This window comes from Streptomyces lavendofoliae, from assembly GCF_014649735.1.
GTDB classification, from domain to species: domain Bacteria; phylum Actinomycetota; class Actinomycetes; order Streptomycetales; family Streptomycetaceae; genus Streptomyces; species Streptomyces lavendofoliae.
Genome location: NZ_BMTP01000007.1, coordinates 72,093 through 87,411, shown reverse-complemented (window position 1 = coordinate 87,411; position 15,319 = coordinate 72,093). Strand labels below are relative to the sequence as shown.

The 15,319-nt window shown below is 71.1% G+C and carries 13 protein-coding genes; 6 read left to right on the top strand and 7 right to left on the bottom strand.

The genetic code is table 11. From position 1 onward, the window contains the following. Window positions 1–16: 16 nt before the first annotated feature. On the top strand, window positions 17–763 hold the full coding sequence (gene recO / locus IE109_RS15095) for a DNA repair protein RecO (protein WP_189551389.1): 747 nt from the start codon (window positions 17–19) through the stop codon (window positions 761–763). 27 nt (window positions 764–790) lie between these two features. After that, window positions 791–1,642 (top strand): isoprenyl transferase, encoded by an 852-nt coding sequence (locus IE109_RS15090; protein WP_189551388.1) that lies wholly within the window; start codon window positions 791–793, stop codon window positions 1,640–1,642. 118 nt (window positions 1,643–1,760) lie between these two features. On the opposite strand, the gene IE109_RS15085 is transcribed toward IE109_RS15090, so the two are convergent. The 4 genes from IE109_RS15085 to IE109_RS15070 all read right to left on the bottom strand — a co-directional run bounded on the left by IE109_RS15085 (window position 1,761) and on the right by IE109_RS15070 (window position 4,958). Beyond that, complete coding sequence (locus IE109_RS15085; protein ID WP_179166373.1) at window positions 1,761–2,168, bottom strand: Fur family transcriptional regulator; 408 nt, start codon at window positions 2,166–2,168, stop codon at window positions 1,761–1,763. Between the two features lie 90 nt (window positions 2,169–2,258). After that, window positions 2,259–3,167, bottom strand: a complete 909-nt coding sequence (locus IE109_RS15080; RefSeq protein WP_189551387.1) for a metal ABC transporter permease — start codon at window positions 3,165–3,167, stop codon at window positions 2,259–2,261. Between the two features lies 1 nt (window position 3,168). Then, window positions 3,169–3,963, bottom strand: coding sequence for a metal ABC transporter ATP-binding protein (locus IE109_RS15075; protein WP_189551386.1), 795 nt, complete (start codon window positions 3,961–3,963; stop codon window positions 3,169–3,171). A 5-nt stretch (window positions 3,964–3,968) separates the two neighbouring features. Beyond that, window positions 3,969–4,958, bottom strand: coding sequence for a metal ABC transporter substrate-binding protein (locus IE109_RS15070; protein ID WP_189551385.1), 990 nt, complete (start codon window positions 4,956–4,958; stop codon window positions 3,969–3,971). Between the two features lie 144 nt (window positions 4,959–5,102). On the opposite strand from IE109_RS15070, the gene IE109_RS15065 reads away from it, so the two are divergent. Then, a complete protein-coding gene (locus tag IE109_RS15065) occupies window positions 5,103–6,485 on the top strand; it encodes a glycine--tRNA ligase (RefSeq protein ID WP_189551384.1) in 1,383 nt (460 codons plus the stop codon). A gap of 132 nt (window positions 6,486–6,617) precedes the next feature. Here IE109_RS15065 and IE109_RS15060 read toward each other — a convergent pair whose 3' ends face one another. Together IE109_RS15060 and IE109_RS15055 are read right to left on the bottom strand one after the other, a co-directional pair. Then, window positions 6,618–7,205 carry a TetR/AcrR family transcriptional regulator gene (locus IE109_RS15060; protein ID WP_189551383.1) on the bottom strand — a complete coding sequence of 196 codons (588 nt, stop codon included), beginning with the start codon at window positions 7,203–7,205 and terminating at the stop codon, window positions 6,618–6,620. Window positions 7,206–7,237: 32 nt separating this feature from the next. After that, on the bottom strand, window positions 7,238–8,254 hold the full coding sequence (locus IE109_RS15055) for an aldo/keto reductase (protein WP_189551382.1): 1,017 nt from the start codon (window positions 8,252–8,254) through the stop codon (window positions 7,238–7,240). A gap of 236 nt (window positions 8,255–8,490) precedes the next feature. Between IE109_RS15055 and IE109_RS15050 the strand changes: the two genes are divergently transcribed. Further along, window positions 8,491–8,670 (top strand): DUF6243 family protein, encoded by a 180-nt coding sequence (locus IE109_RS15050; protein WP_189551381.1) that lies wholly within the window; start codon window positions 8,491–8,493, stop codon window positions 8,668–8,670. Window positions 8,671–8,878: 208 nt separating this feature from the next. Here IE109_RS15050 and IE109_RS15045 read toward each other — a convergent pair whose 3' ends face one another. Beyond that, window positions 8,879–10,321 (bottom strand): MFS transporter, encoded by a 1,443-nt coding sequence (locus IE109_RS15045; RefSeq protein ID WP_189551380.1) that lies wholly within the window; start codon window positions 10,319–10,321, stop codon window positions 8,879–8,881. Between the two features lie 57 nt (window positions 10,322–10,378). Between IE109_RS15045 and dusB the strand changes: the two genes are divergently transcribed. Both dusB and ppdK read left to right on the top strand, forming a co-directional pair. Beyond that, on the top strand, window positions 10,379–11,515 hold the full coding sequence (gene dusB, locus IE109_RS15040; RefSeq protein ID WP_189551379.1) for a tRNA dihydrouridine synthase DusB: 1,137 nt from the start codon (window positions 10,379–10,381) through the stop codon (window positions 11,513–11,515). A gap of 433 nt (window positions 11,516–11,948) precedes the next feature. Beyond that, complete coding sequence (ppdK, locus tag IE109_RS15035) at window positions 11,949–14,660, top strand: pyruvate, phosphate dikinase (RefSeq protein ID WP_189551378.1); 2,712 nt, start codon at window positions 11,949–11,951, stop codon at window positions 14,658–14,660. Window positions 14,661–15,319: the final 659 nt, after the last annotated feature.

The following is a 15,319-nucleotide window of genomic DNA, read 5'->3' as shown; positions in this document are numbered from 1 at the left end:
ACGGGACAATGGGCCCATGACCCTGTTCCGCGACGACGGCGTCGTGCTGCGCACCCAGAAGCTGGGCGAGGCCGACCGCATCATCACGCTCCTCACGCGCGGGCACGGCCGCGTGCGGGCCGTCGCGCGGGGCGTACGGCGGACCAAGTCGAAGTTCGGGGCGCGGCTGGAGCCGTTCAGCCATGTCGACGTGCAGTTCTTCGCGCGGGGATCCGAGCTGGTGGGGCGCGGGCTGCCGCTGTGCACGCAGAGCGAGACGATCGCGGCGTACGGCAGCGGCATCGTCACCGACTACGCGCGGTACACGGCCGGCACCGCGATGCTGGAGACCGCGGAGCGGTTCACCGACCACGAGGGCGAGCCGGCCGTGCAGCAGTACCTGCTGCTCATCGGCGGGCTCCGGACCCTCTCGCGCGGGGAGCACGCCCCGCACCTGATCCTGGACGCCTTCCTGCTGCGCTCGCTGGCCGTGAACGGCTACGCGCCCTCGTTCGACGACTGCGCGCGCTGCGGCCTGCCGGGCCCCAACCGGTTCTTCTCGGTGGCGGCGGGCGGTGTCATATGCGGCGACTGCCGGGTGCCGGGGAGCGTCGTACCCTCTGCGGAGGCCGTCGGTCTGCTCAGCGCGCTGCTGACCGGCGACTGGGAGACGGCGGACGCGTGCGAGCCGCGCCACGTCAGGGAGGGCAGCGGACTGGTGTCCGCGTATCTGCACTGGCACCTGGAGCGAGGGCTGCGCTCCCTTCGGTACGTCGAGAAGTAGAAGCAGATTGAGGAGAGTGTGAGCCGCATGGCACGACGCGGATTCCTGGGCCGGTCCCGCCGCGACTACGAGAACCCCGAGCCGCACCCCTCGGGCGCCCGGCCGCCGAAGATCCCCGGCGAGCTGGTGCCGAACCACGTCGCGATCGTCATGGACGGCAACGGCCGCTGGGCCAAGGACCGCGGCCTGCCGCGTACCGAGGGCCACAAGGTCGGCGCCGAGCGCGTCCTCGACGTCCTCCAGGGCGCGATCGAGATGGGCGTCGGCTCGATCTCCCTGTACGCCTTCTCCACCGAGAACTGGAAGCGCTCACCGGACGAGGTGCGCTTCCTGATGAACTTCAACCGCGACTTCATCCGCAAGACCCGCGACCAGCTCGACGAGCTGGGCATCCGGGTGCGCTGGGTGGGCCGGATGCCCAAACTGTGGAAGTCGGTGGCCAAGGAGCTGCAGATCGCCCAGGAGCAGACCAAGGACAACGACCGGCTCACGCTCTACTTCTGCATGAACTACGGCGGGCGCGCCGAGCTCGCGGACGCCATGCAGGCCATCGCCGAGGACGTGAAGGCGGGCAAGCTCGACCCGTCGAAGGTCGGCGAGAAGACGATCCAGAAGTACCTGTACTACCCGGACATGCCGGATGTGGACCTGTTCCTGCGGCCCAGCGGTGAGCAGCGCACCTCCAACTACCTCATCTGGCAGAGCGCGTACGCCGAGATGGTCTTCCAGGACGTGCTGTGGCCCGACTTCGACCGCCGCGACCTGTGGCGCGCCTGCCTGGAGTTCGCCCAGCGTGACCGCCGCTTCGGCGGGGCGATCCCCAACGAGGAGCTGCTGGCCATGCGGGGCCGTCCGGAGGGCGAGCAGCCGGCCGGCTGACCCGGACGGCGCCGACCGGCCGCGGGCGATCCTGGACCAGCACATCCCCCGCCCGCGACGCGGCACGCGTGAGGGGCCCGCACCGGCACACCGCCGACGCGGGCCCCTCACGCGCGGGTCACTTGGCGGCGCACTCCGCGCACGTACCGAAGATCTCCACCGTGTGCGCCACGTTCACGAAGCCGTGCTCGCCGGCGATCGTCTCGGCCCACTGCTCCACCGCGGGGCCCTCGACCTCCACCGCCTTGCCGCACATCCGGCACACCAGGTGGTGATGGTGCTCGCCCGTCGAGCAGCGGCGGTAGACCGCCTCGCCGTCGCTGGTGCGCAGCACGTCGACCTCGCCCGCGTCGGCGAGGGATTGCAGGGTGCGGTAGACCGTCGTCAGGCCCACCGAGTCGCCGCGGTGCTTGAGCATGTCGTGCAGCTCCTGCGCGCTGCGGAACTCGTCCACCTCGTTCAGCGCCGCCGACACGGCAGCTCGCTGCCGGGTCGACCGGCCGCGCACGCCGGGGGTTCCAGCCATCGCCACAGGTGCCTCCTCAACACTCGGCCCGCTCACTCGTACGTCCGGGCCATTCTGCCAGGCCCCGCCGACGGGCCCGGCAGGCCCGTGTCAGGGCTTCCCGACCCTGACGTCGTCGTCCGCCGGGCCGGGGGCGCCGGCGACGGCCACGTCGCACGCCGCCGCGGGCGCGGGCTCGGCGGCCCGGGCCCGCCGCCGGGCCAGCGGAGCGGCCAGGCCGGTCAGGACGACGAAGACCGCGATGGCCAGCAGCACGATCGTCGCGCCGGGCGGCACGTCCTGGTAGTAGGAGGTCGCCGTACCGGCCAGCGTCACCCCCGTACCGATCAGCACGGCCAGGGTGAACGTCATCCGGAAGCTCCGCGCCAGCTGCTGCGCCGCCGCGACCGGCACCACCATCAGGGCGCTGACCAGCAGCAGCCCGACCACCCGCATGGCGACCGTGACGGTCACCGCGGCGGTCACGGCGATGAGCAGGTTCAGCGCCCGTACCGGCAGGCCGGTGACCCGCGCGAACTCCTCGTCCTGACTGACGGCGAACAGCTGCCGCCGCAGCCCCAGCGTGACGAGGATCACGAACGCCGCCAGTACGCAGATGGCGGTGACGTCCTCCTCGGACACCGTGGACAGCGAGCCGAAGAGGTACGAGTTGAGGTTCGCGTTCGACCCGGTCGGCGACAGGTTGATCAGCATCACGCCACCGGCCATGCCGCCGTAGAAGAGCAGCGCCAGTGCGATGTCGCCGCGGGTGCGCCCGTACGCCCGGATCAGCTCCATGGTGATCGCGCCGGCGACGGAGACCGCCGCGGCCATCCACACCGGGTTGGTGGACAGCAGGAAGCCCAGGCCGACGCCGGTCATGGCGACGTGGCCGATGCCGTCGCCCATCAGGGCCTGCCGGCGCTGGACCAGGTAGATGCCGACGGCCGGCGCGGTGATGCCGACCAGGACGGCCGCGAGCAGCGCGCGCTGCATGAAGGCGAGCTGGAGGATTTCCATGTCAGGTCAGCAGTCCCGTGCGGAGCGGCTCGTCCGCCGCGTGCGGATGTACGTGGTCGTGGCCCGGCAGCGCGTGCTGGCCGACGGCCCTGGGCGGCGGGCCGTCGTGGACGACGCAGCCGTCGCGCAGCACCACCGCGCGGTCGATCAGCGGCTCCAGCGGGCCCAGCTCGTGCAGCACCAGCAGGACCGTCGCCCCGCCCGCGACCTGCTCGCGCAGCGTCGAGGCGAGGATCTCCTGGCTGGCCAGGTCGACGCCCGCCATGGGCTCGTCCATGATCAGCAGCTCGGGGTCGGCGGCGAGGGCGCGGGCGATCAGCACCCGCTGGTGCTGGCCGCCGGACAGGGCGCTCACCGAGTCCTTGGCGCGGTCGGCGAGCCCGACGAGCCCGATGGCCCGCTCCACGGCAGCCCGGTCGGCCCTGGAGGGCCACCTCAGCTTCGTACGGGAGAGGCGGCCGGACGAGACGACCTCGCGGATCGTGGCGGGGACACCGCTGGCGGCGGTGGTGCGCTGCGGTACGTAGCCGACGCGCGACCAGTCGCGGAACCGCTTCAGCTCGGTGCCGAACAGCGTGATGGACCCGCCGGTGAGGGGGACCTGGCCGATCATGGAGCGGACGGCGGTGGACTTGCCCGAGCCGTTGGCGCCCAGCAGCGCGACGACCTCACCGCCGTGGACGGTGAGGTCGACGCCGCGCAGCACGGGGCGCGAGCCGAGCGAGGCGGTGGCCGAGCGGACGGATATGACGGGCTCTGTCCTGGCGGGTTCGCTGCTCACAGTGCTGCCTCCCATGCGTGTCACTTCGCGCCGAGGGCCTTCTGCAGCGCGGCGAGGTTGGCTTCCATGACCTCGATGTAGTCAGCGCCCCTCGACCGGTCGGTGATTCCCTCCAGCGGGTCCAGGACGTCCGTCCCGAGGCCGGTGTCCCGGGCGAGGGTCTTCGCGGTCTTGTCGCTGGCCAGGGTCTCGAAGAAGACGGTGGTGACGTCGTCCTTCTTCGCGGTGTCCTGGAGCTCCTTGATCCGCGCGGGGCTCGGCTCGGACTCGGGGTCGACGCCGGAGATGCCCTCCTGGTCCAGGCCGTACCGCTCGGCGAGGTAGCCGAAGGCGGAGTGGGTGGTGATGAAGGTCTTGGTGCGGGTGTTCCGCAGGCCCCGCTCGAACTTCCCGTGGAGCGCGTCCAGCTTCTTCACCAGCTCGTCGGTGTTCTTCCTGTACGCCGCCGCGTTGTCCGGGTCGGCCTTCTCCAGGGAGGCGCCGACGCCCTTGGCGACCTCGGTGTACTTCACCGGGTCCAGCCAGATGTGCGGGTCGGCTCCGGCCTCTTCGCCGGCGTGTGCGTCGTGCTCGCCGCCGTGTTCGTCCTGCCCGTGGCCCTCGCCCTCGTGGGCGTGGCCGTCGGTGGCGGTGCCGTGCTTCTCCAGCTCGGTGAGGGTGCCCGCGTCCACGGTGTTCTTGACGCCGGCCTGCTTGATGGCGTCGTCGACGGCGGGCTGGATACCCTTGAGGTAGAGGATGTAGTCCGCCTCGCCGAGCTCGCCGATCTGCTTCGGCTTGAGCTCCAGGTCGTGCGGCTCGACGCCCGGCTTGGTGAGGGTGGTGACGGAGACGTGGTCGCCGCCTATCCGCTCGGCCAGGAACTGCATGGGGTAGAACGACGCCACCACATCCAGCTTGCCGTCCTCCTTGCCGGAGGCGGAGGTTCCGCCGCAGGCGGAGAGCGTGACCAGACCGAGGGCCACCGCTCCGGCCAGGGCGGTCGTGGGTATCAGGCGTCGTACGTTCATGGGATTCATTTTCAACAATGTTGGAAACGATTGTCAACAAAGGGGGTACGTGGCCCCGGCCACCCACCGATTTGATCCCAGGGGTGCGCGCGCCGGTAACCTGAGGCATTCGCCGTTCGCCATCGTCGTTATGAAGAGAGCACAGTGGCCGCCGACAAGATCGATTCGATCGTCAACCTGAGCAAGCGCCGTGGCTTCGTCTACCCGTGCAGCGAGATCTACGGCGGTCAGCGGGCCGCCTGGGACTACGGACCGCTGGGTGTCGAGCTCAAGGAGAACCTCAAGCGCCAGTGGTGGCGCTACATGGTCACCTCGCGCGAGGACGTCGTCGGTATCGACTCGTCGGTGATCCTGGCCTCCGAGGTCTGGGAGGCCTCCGGCCACGTCGCCACGTTCACCGACCCGCTCACCGAATGCACCTCCTGCCACAAGCGGTTCCGCGCGGACCACCTGGAGGAGGCGTACGAGGAGAAGCACGGCCGCCTTCCCGAGAACGGCCTGAAGGACCTGGGCTGCCCCAACTGCGGCAACAAGGGCACCTTCACCGAGCCCAAGCAGTTCTCCGGCCTGCTCTCCACGCATCTCGGCCCGACCCAGGACTCCGGCTCCGTCGCCTACCTGCGGCCCGAGACCGCCCAGGGCATCTTCACCAACTTCGCGCAGGTGCAGCAGACTTCGCGCAAGAAGCCGCCGTTCGGCATCGCGCAGATGGGCAAGTCCTTCCGGAACGAGATCACTCCGGGCAACTTCATCTTCCGCACCCGCGAGTTCGAGCAGATGGAGATGGAGTTCTTCGTCAAGCCGGGCGAGGACGAGCAGTGGCAGGAATACTGGATGGAGCAGCGCTGGAACTGGTACCGCGACCTGGGTCTCCGTGAGGAGAACATGCGCTGGTACGAGCACCCGAAGGAGAAGCTCTCCCACTACTCCAAGCGCACCGCCGACATCGAGTACCGCTTCCAGTTCGGCGGCAGCGAGTGGGGCGAGCTGGAGGGCGTCGCCAACCGCACCGACTACGACCTGTCGGCCCACTCCAAGGCGTCGGGCACGGACCTGTCGTTCTTCGACCAGGAGGCCGGCGAGCGCTGGACGCCGTACGTCATCGAGCCCGCCGCCGGTGTCGGCCGCGCGATGCTGGCGTTCCTCCTCGACGCGTACAACGAGGACGAGGCCCCCAACGCCAAGGGCGTCATGGAGAAGCGCACCGTGATGCGCCTCGACCCGCGCCTCGCGCCGGTCAAGGTCGCGGTGCTGCCGCTGTCCCGCAACCCGCAGCTGTCGCCTAAGGCCAAGGGCCTCGCGGCCGACCTGCGCAAGAACTGGAACATCGAGTTCGACGACGCCGGCGCCATCGGCCGCCGCTACCGCCGCCAGGACGAGATCGGCACGCCGTTCTGCGTGACGGTCGACTTCGACACGCTCGACGACAACGCGGTGACCGTGCGCGAGCGCGACACCATGAAGCAGGAGCGCGTCTCCCTGGACCAGATCCAGGGCTACCTCGGCAGCCGCCTGCTCGGCTGCTGACACCCCGCTCGGCGCGCGAGGCCCCCGGTTCCCTGGTGAGGGACCGGGGGCCTCGGCGTACGCGGAGCCGGGACGGCGGGGCGGCGGCGCCGGGCGGGTGCGGGGCGGGACGGCGCGCCGAGGGTGTCGGGCCTACGCGCGCAGGCCGCGCAGCAGCAGGGCGACCACGGCGTCGAAGGCCGCGTCGATGTCCGGCTCGCTCCAGTCGGCGACGTGTGCCGGGTCGTGGAAGCGGTCGGTGGCGTCGAAGACCGCGCGGGCCGTGGTGGTGGCGTCGGTCACCGGGGCGGCGAACTCGCCCTGCCGGTGGCCGTCCTCGACGATCCGGGCGAGCTGCCCGACGAGGTGGTCCACATGCTCGGCCACCACCCGGCTGCTCTCGCCGATCAGCACCATGTACGTCGCGAACAGCTCCGGGTCGGCACCGGCCTTGCGGCGCTTGGCGGCGAACAGCGCGGAGAGCCAGGCGGTGAGCCGCTCGGCGGCCGGGCCCGGTCCGTCGGCGAAGGGGGCCAGCTCCCGCACCGCGCGTTCCAGCCAGCGTTCGGTGACCGCCTCGCGGAGCGCCGCCTTGGTGCGGAAGTGGCGGTAGACGCTGCCGTGGCTCACACCGAGGGCCCGCGCCACGTCGACCACCGTCGCCTTGGCCGGGCCGTAGCGGCGCAGCACCTCCTCGGTGGCTTCGAGGATGCGGTCGGGGGTCAGGGCATCGGTGCTCATGGACAGTGAAGGTACCCCGGCGGCGGGGACGGTCAGCGCTCGCTGTCCAGGTGTGCCATCTGGGCCTCCGGGTAGCGCGCGCCGGCCACCGCGCCCGCCGGGACGGCCGCCTCGACGGCGGCGAGGTCACCGGCGTCGAGCGTGACGTCGAGCGCGCCGAGCGCCTCGGCCAGGCGGTCCCGGCGGCGGGCGCCGACGAGCGGGACGATGTCCTCGCCCCGGGCCAGCACCCAGGCGATGGCGGCCTGGGCCACGGTGACGCCCCTGCCCTGTGCCACCTCGCGCAGCCGGTCGACCAGGTTCAGGTTGCGGCTGAGGTTCTCGCCCTGGAAGCGGGGGCTCACGCCGCGGAAGTCGCCGGGCGCGAGCGCGCGGTCGCGGGAGAAGTGGCCGCTGATCAGGCCCCGGGACAGCACCCCGTACGCGGTGACGCCGATGCCGAGCTCGCGCGCGGCGGGCAGGATCTCGGCCTCGATCCCGCGCGAGACCAGCGAGTACTCGATCTGGAGATCGGCGATCGGCGCGACGGCGGCGGCGCGGCGGAGCGTGGCCGCCCCCACCTCGGAGAGCCCGATGTGGCGTACGTGGCCGGCCTCGACCAGCTCGGCGATGGCGCCGACCGTCTCCTCGATCGGCACGTCGGGGTCGACGCGGGAGAGGCGGTAGACGTCGATGTGGTCGGTGCCCAGACGCTGGAGCGAGTACGCGGCGAAGTTCCTGACCGCCGCCGGGCGGCCGTCGTAGCCGGTGAAGCCGCCCTCGACGGTGCGCAGGGCGCCGAACTTGACGCTCGTCAGGGCCCGTTCGCGGGAGGCGGCGGGGGCGGTGCGGAGGGCCTCGTTGATGAGCAGCTCGTTGTGGCCCATGCCGTAGAAGTCGCCGGTGTCCAGGAGGGTGACTCCGGCGTCGAGGGCCGCGTGGATGGTGGCGATGGACTCGGCGCGGTCGGCGTCGCCGTACAGCGCGGACATGCCCATGCAGCCGAGGCCGAGGGCGGAGACGTCCGGCCCGGTGGTGCCGAGCCGGCGGAGGGGGAGGGCGGAGGTCATGGGGGCTCCTCGAGGTGCGGGGAACTGCGTCGTCCCTCCACGGTGACATGACTGCTGACAGATTTCAATATCTGTCAGCAGTCATCCGCAGGGAAAAGTGGATGCCGGTCGCACCCGGGCGGGGTACCGTCACTCCATGCCGTTCCTTCCGATCTACGAGTGAGAGTGCGGCGGGCCCGACCACCCGCCCCCCACGCGCCCCCAGCCGAATCACTTCTCACCACGATGGAGAACCCGTGGCCAAGAGCCGTAACAACCTTCTCGGCGTAGGAGGACAGCGGAAGAAGCTGTCCCGCGCCGACCAGCAGGGCTCCGCCCCGGCCCGCGCGGCCGACCGCCGGGCCGCCGCCGACCAGAAGCAGGACCTGCTGCGCAAGATGCGCGAGCGCGCCCTCGGCGAGTCCCAGGAGAGCTGACCCCACCGGTCGCCTCCCCCCGTACCGCGCACGGCGATATGTCGCACGGCGCGAAACAGGGCCCGGGCCCCCTTCACGGGGGTCCGGGCCTTTGTCGTGCGTCGTGGGGGGAGTCCCCGCGCGGCCCCTGCCGCCCGGACGCCGGCGTGCGGCCCCGCGGGAGCGGCCCCCGTGCTCGCCGCTCCGGGCCGGGCGCACCGGGTGTCGTTCAGCCCGGGGTGGGGGCGGGCCCGGGTTCCTCCAGGCGCCGGGCCGTGCGGGCGGCGGTGGCGCGGGCCCAGGGACCGCTGGTGGCGGCGCCGACCACGAGCACGCTCAGGCCGCAGCCGGCGATCACCCACCAGGCCGGGCGGCTCGCGGCGACGAAGCCGGCCGTGTGCGAGGCGGCCGGGACGCCGGCGGCCAGGACGGCGCCGATGACGGCGACGCCCAGCGTCTGGCCGATCTGCCGGCTGGTCGAGGCGACCGCGGCGGCGACGCCCGCCTGGGCACGGGGCATGCCGGAGACGGCCGTGTCGGTGATGGGGGCGTTCACCATGCCGAAGCCCAGGCCGAACAGCACGTACCCGGTGAAGAGCAGCGGGGTCGACGTCTCCGCCTCGAACGCGGCGAACAGCACCCCGCTCGCCGTCATCGTCGCACCGGCGATCAGCAGCGGCAGGCGGGGGCCCCGGCTGCCGACCAGCCGCCCCGACAGGGGCGCGCAGACGAAGGTCAGCGCCGCCATGGGCAGCATGTACAGCCCGGCGTGCAGCGCGGTGAGGCCCCGCACGTCCTGGAGGTACAGGGTGTTGACGAAGAGGAACCCGCCCAGCGCCGCGAAGGCGCACACCGCGACGACCGTGGCCCCGCCGAACGGGGCGCTGCGGAAGAGCCGCAGGTCGATCAGCGGGTCCGCGCGCCTCCGCTCGTACAGCACCAGCCCGGCCAGGGCGAGGGCGGCGGCCACGCCGAGGCCGATGATCAGCGGGGAGGTCCACCCGGCGACGGGCGCCTCGATGATGGCGTACGTCAGAGAACCCAGGAGCGTCATCACCAGCAGCTGGCCCACGGGGTCCACCCGGCGCGGCCGGGGGGCACGGGACTCGGGGACGTACCGGAAGGCGAGGAACAGGGCGAGGAGCCCGACCGGCAGGTTGATCCAGAAGATCGCGCGCCAGCCGACCGAGTCGGTGAGCACGCCGCCGACCAGCGGGCCCGCCGCCATGGAGATGCCCACGACGCCGCCCCAGACGCCGATGGCACGGGCACGCTCGCGTGGCTCGGTGAAGGTGTTGGTGATGATCGACATGGCGACCGGGTTCAGCATCGAACCGCCCACCGCCTGCACCATGCGGAAGGCCACCAGCGAGGGCAGGTCCGGGGCGAGGGAGCACAGCACCGAGCCGAGGGTGAAGAGGACCAGCCCGGCCATGAAGACCTTGCGGCGGCCGATCCGGTCGGCCGTGGAGCCGGCGAGCATCAGCGACGACGCCAGCACGAGCGTGTAGGCGTCGATGGTCCACTGCATCCCGGCGACGTCCGCGCCCAGCTCACGGCGCATGGAGGGCAGTGCGACGTTCAGGACGGTGTTGTCGAGACTGACGATCAGCAGGCTCATGCAGCAGATCGCCAGGACCAGCAGGCGCCGACGGGGCGAGAGCTCGGGCATATATTCAAAGTACGCCTAACTAACGATCCACTCGGTACGTGGGTGACAATGGGGGGCATGACCGCGTTCAGTCCCCTTTCCATCGGGCCGCACACCGTGCAGCCGCCGGTGGTGCTCGCGCCGATGGCCGGCATCACCAACGCCCCGTTCCGCACCCTGTGCCGTGAGTTCTCCGGCGGGAAGGGGCTGTTCGTGAGCGAGATGATCACGACTCGGGCGCTGGTCGAGCGCAACGAGAAGACCATGCAGCTGATCCACTTCGACGAGACGGAGACGCCCCGCTCGATCCAGCTGTACGGCGTCGACCCGGTGACGGTCGGCAAGGCGGTCCGCATGATCGTCGACGAGGACCTCGCCGACCACATCGACCTGAACTTCGGCTGCCCGGTGCCCAAGGTGACCCGCAAGGGCGGCGGCTCCGCCCTGCCGTACAAGCGGCCGCTGCTGCGGGCGATCCTGAACGAGGCCGTCTCCAACGCCGGACACCTGCCCGTCACGATGAAGATGCGCAAGGGCATCGACGACGACCACATCACCTTCCTGGACGCCGGCCGCATCGCGGTCGAGGAGGGCGTGACGGCCATCGCCCTGCACGGCCGGACGGCTGCCCAGCACTACGGCGGCACGGCCGACTGGGACGCCATCGCGCGCCTGAAGGAGCACGTCCCGGAGATCCCGGTCCTCGGCAACGGCGACATCTGGTCGGCGGACGACGCGCTGCGGATGATGCGCGAGACCGGGTGCGACGGCGTCGTCGTGGGGCGCGGCTGCCTGGGGCGGCCGTGGCTCTTCGGCGATCTGGTGGCGGCCTTCGAGGGGACGGGCGCGGCGGCGGCGCCCACGCTGCGCGAGGTCGCGGACGTGATGGTCCGGCACGCGCGGCTGCTGGGGGAGTGGATCGGCGACGAGACGCGGGGCGTCATCGACTTCCGTAAGCACGTGGCCTGGTACCTGAAGGGCTTCGCGGTCGGTTCGGAGATGCGCAAGCGGCTGGCGGTGACCTCGGCCCTGGACGAGCTGCGCGCTCAGCTGAGCGCGCTGGACCTGGACCAGGCGTGGCCGGTGGGGGCGGACGGGCCGCGCGGGCGGACGTCCGGCAACAACCGGGTGGTGCTCCCGGACGGCTGGCTCAAGGACCCCTACGACTGCTCCGCCGTCAGCGCCGACGCGGAACTGGACACCTCGGGCGGCTGACGGCGGCACCGGTCGGCCGGATGCGCCGAGGGTGTCCACGGAGGGTGCGGACGCCGTCCGGATCGTGGAATCGGCCGCTCCAGCGGGGCGTGATTCTCGCCACCCCTGATAGGGGTTGCGCTCAGATGAGCGCCAAAGGGGCGGTTGCACTTCTCAAAGGGTGGCACTGAGTGCCACCCTTTTTGTGTTCAAGAGTTGAACTCACGTGGCCTCCTTGACGCTCAAGTGAGCGATTATCCTCAGCTTTGGGTCAAAGGTCATTCGGAGGCTGAAGGGGCCGGGTCGGAGAACCTACCGCTCGGTCACTTTCGATCTGCTGGCGGACGGGTGGTTAAGGCCGCATGACGGATAGGCGTACGTACCCAGAAGCCTTTGATCTGGGTATGTTCCTCGCCGTCAGGGCAGCCACCGAGTCCTCGAGGAGTCGAGACCCGTGTCGGAAAACAAAGATCAGAAGTTCGTGTACGACTTCACCGAGGGCAACAAGGACCTGAAGGACCTGCTCGGCGGTAAGGGTGCCAACCTCGCCGAGATGACCAACCTGGGTCTCCCGGTGCCTCCCGGCTTCACCATCACCACCGAGGCCTGCAAGGTCTACCTCGACAGCGGTGACGAGCCCGTCGAGCTGCGCGACGAGGTCACCGCGCACCTCGACGCCCTCGAGGAGAAGATGGGCAAGAAGCTCGGTCAGGCCGACAACCCGCTTCTGGTCTCCGTCCGGTCCGGCGCCAAGTTCTCCATGCCCGGCATGATGGACACCGTCCTCAACATCGGACTCTCCGACAAGTCCGTCGAAGGCCTCGCCCAGCAGGCCGGCGACGAGCGCTTCGCCTGGGACTCGTACCGGCGCCTCATCCAGATGTTCGGCAAGACCGTCCTCGGCGTCGACGGCGAACTCTTCGAGGAGGCCCTCGAAGAGGCCAAGGCCGCCAAGAAGGTCACCGTCGACACCGACCTCGACGCCGCCGACCTGAAGAAGCTCGTCAAGAACTTCAAGAAGATCGTCAAGGCCGAGGCCGGCCGCGACTTCCCGCAGGACCCGCGCGAGCAGATGGACCTGGCCATCAAGGCCGTCTTCGACTCCTGGAACACCGACCGCGCCAAGCTGTACCGCCGCCAGGAGCGCATCCCGCACGACCTCGGCACGGCCGTCAACGTCTGTTCCATGGTCTTCGGCAACCTCGGCCCCGACTCCGGCACCGGCGTCGCCTTCACCCGCGACCCGGCCTCCGGCCACCAGGGCGTCTACGGCGACTACCTCCAGAACGCGCAGGGCGAGGACGTCGTCGCCGGTATCCGCAACACGGTGCCGCTGGCCGACCTCGAGTCGATCGACAAGAAGTCGTACGACCAGCTGATGCAGATCATGGAGACGCTGGAGAACCACTACAAGGACCTCTGCGACATCGAGTTCACCATCGAGCGCGGCCAGCTGTGGATGCTCCAGACCCGCGTCGGCAAGCGCACCGCCGGTGCCGCCTTCCGGATCGCCACGCAGCTCGTCGACCAGGGCCTCATCGACGAGGCCGAGGCGCTCCAGCGCGTCAACGGCGCCCAGCTCGCCCAGCTGATGTTCCCGCGCTTCGACGAGAAGGCGGAGGTCCAGCAGGTCGGGCGCGGCATCGCCGCCTCACCGGGCGCCGCCGTCGGCAAGGCCGTCTTCGACTCGTACACCGCAGTCAAGTGGTCCCGGTCCGGCGAGAAGGTCATCCTGATCCGCCGCGAGACCAACCCCGACGACCTGGACGGCATGATCGCCGCCGAGGGCATCCTCACCTCGCGCGGCGGCAAGACCTCCCACGCGGCCGTCGTGGCGCGCGGCATGGGCAAGACCTGTGTCTGCGGCGCCGAGGAGCTGGAGGTCGACACCAAGCGCCGCCGGATGACCGTGCCCGGCGGGCACGTCGTCGAGGAGGGCGACGTCGTCTCCATCGACGGCTCCACCGGCAAGGTGTACCTCGGTGAGGTCCCCGTCGTGCCGTCGCCGGTCGTCGAGTACTTCGAGGGCCGCATGCACGCTGGCGCCGACGACGCCGACGAGCTGGTCCAGGCGGTGCACCGGATCATGGCGTACGCGGACCGGGTACGCCGGCTGCGCGTACGGGCCAACGCCGACAACGCCGAGGACGCGTCCCGCGCGCGGCGCTTCGGCGCCCAGGGCATCGGCCTGTGCCGCACCGAGCACATGTTCCTCGGCGACCGCCGACAGTACGTCGAGCGGCTCATCCTCGCCGACACCGACGCCGAGCGCGACGAGGCCCTGAAGGCCCTGCTGCCGCTCCAGAAGGACGACTTCGTCGAGCTGTTCGAGGCGATGGACGGCCTGCCGGTGACGGTCCGCCTGCTGGACCCGCCGCTGCACGAGTTCCTCCCCGACATCACCGAGCTGTCGGTGCGCGTCGCCCTCGCCGAGGCCCGCAAGGAGCCGCACGAGAACGAGCTGCGCCTCCTCCAGGCCGTGCACCGGCTGCACGAGCAGAACCCGATGCTGGGTCTGCGCGGCGTACGCCTCGGCCTGGTCATCCCCGGCCTGTTCACCATGCAGGTCCGCGCCATCGCCGAGGCCGCCGCCCAGCGCATCGAGGCCAAGGGCGACCCGCGCGCCGAGATCATGATTCCGCTGGTGGGCACCGTCCAGGAGCTGGAGCTGGTCCGCGACGAGGCCGAGCAGGTCATCGCCGAGGTCCAGGCGCAGACCGGCGTCGAGCTGAAGCTGGCGCTCGGCACGATGATCGAGCTGCCGCGCGCCGCCGTGACCGCCGGTCAGATCGCCGAGTGCGCCGAGTTCTTCTCCTTCGGCACCAACGACCTCACCCAGACGGTGTGGGGCTTCTCCCGGGACGACGTGGAGGCCAGCTTCTTCACCGCGTACCTGGAGAAGGGCATCTTCGGCGTCAGCCCGTTCGAGACGATCGACAAGGACGGCGTCGGCGCGCTGGTGCGCAGCGCGGTCGAGGCCGGCCGCGCCACCCGCCCCGACATCAAGCTCGGCGTCTGCGGCGAGCACGGCGGTGACCCGGAGTCGGTGCACTTCTTCCACGAGGTGGGCCTGGACTACGTGTCCTGCTCGCCGTTCCGCATCCCGGTGGCGCGCCTGGAGGCGGGGCGCGCGGCGGCGCAGTCGAGCGGGAGCGACAGCCGCTGAGCTGAGCCGGACCGTCCGTGCCCCGGACGGTCCGGCCCTCCAGACTCCGGAGCCGCCGTTGGTCCCCGACCCTCACCGATCGGCGGCGGCTCCGGTCCTCAGGAAAGACGGGGCGGACACCTTGTGCGGAGGTGTCCGCCCCGTCGTCGTGCCCGAGGCTTCCGGGCCTCCGGAGCCTCCGGGGGCGGGGCCTCCGGAGCCTCCAGGGGCTGGGCCTCCGGGGGCGGGGACGGGGATAGGGGCTCCAGGGGCGGGGCCGGGGCGCCGAGGGGGGCCGGGAGCTCCCGGCAGCCGGGGCGGAGGACCAGAGGGGCTGGGTGCCGGAGCCGGGGAGCCGGTGGTCCCGGGGCAGCCGGGGGCCGGGGCCGTGCGCCGGGGGCGCGGAGCGTGGTGGGGCGGAAGGCCCCGGGAGAGGAATTGTGGGTTCCTGTTACATTGCGGCCGGTTGAATTCCGGGCTGTTGAACACCGGACCTTTATGTCAGGTCAATGTACCGGCCAATGTCCGGTCGAATCAGGTGATTCAACCCGCAAAGAACGGGCGGAGCGCGGCCACCGGATCCCCACCCGCCGACCGCGCCCCATTACCCCTGCCGGGCGGGAGAGCCGCAACCTTTCAGGTCCGCCGCCGGACGCGCGAAGCCCCCCACGGTCTTCAGC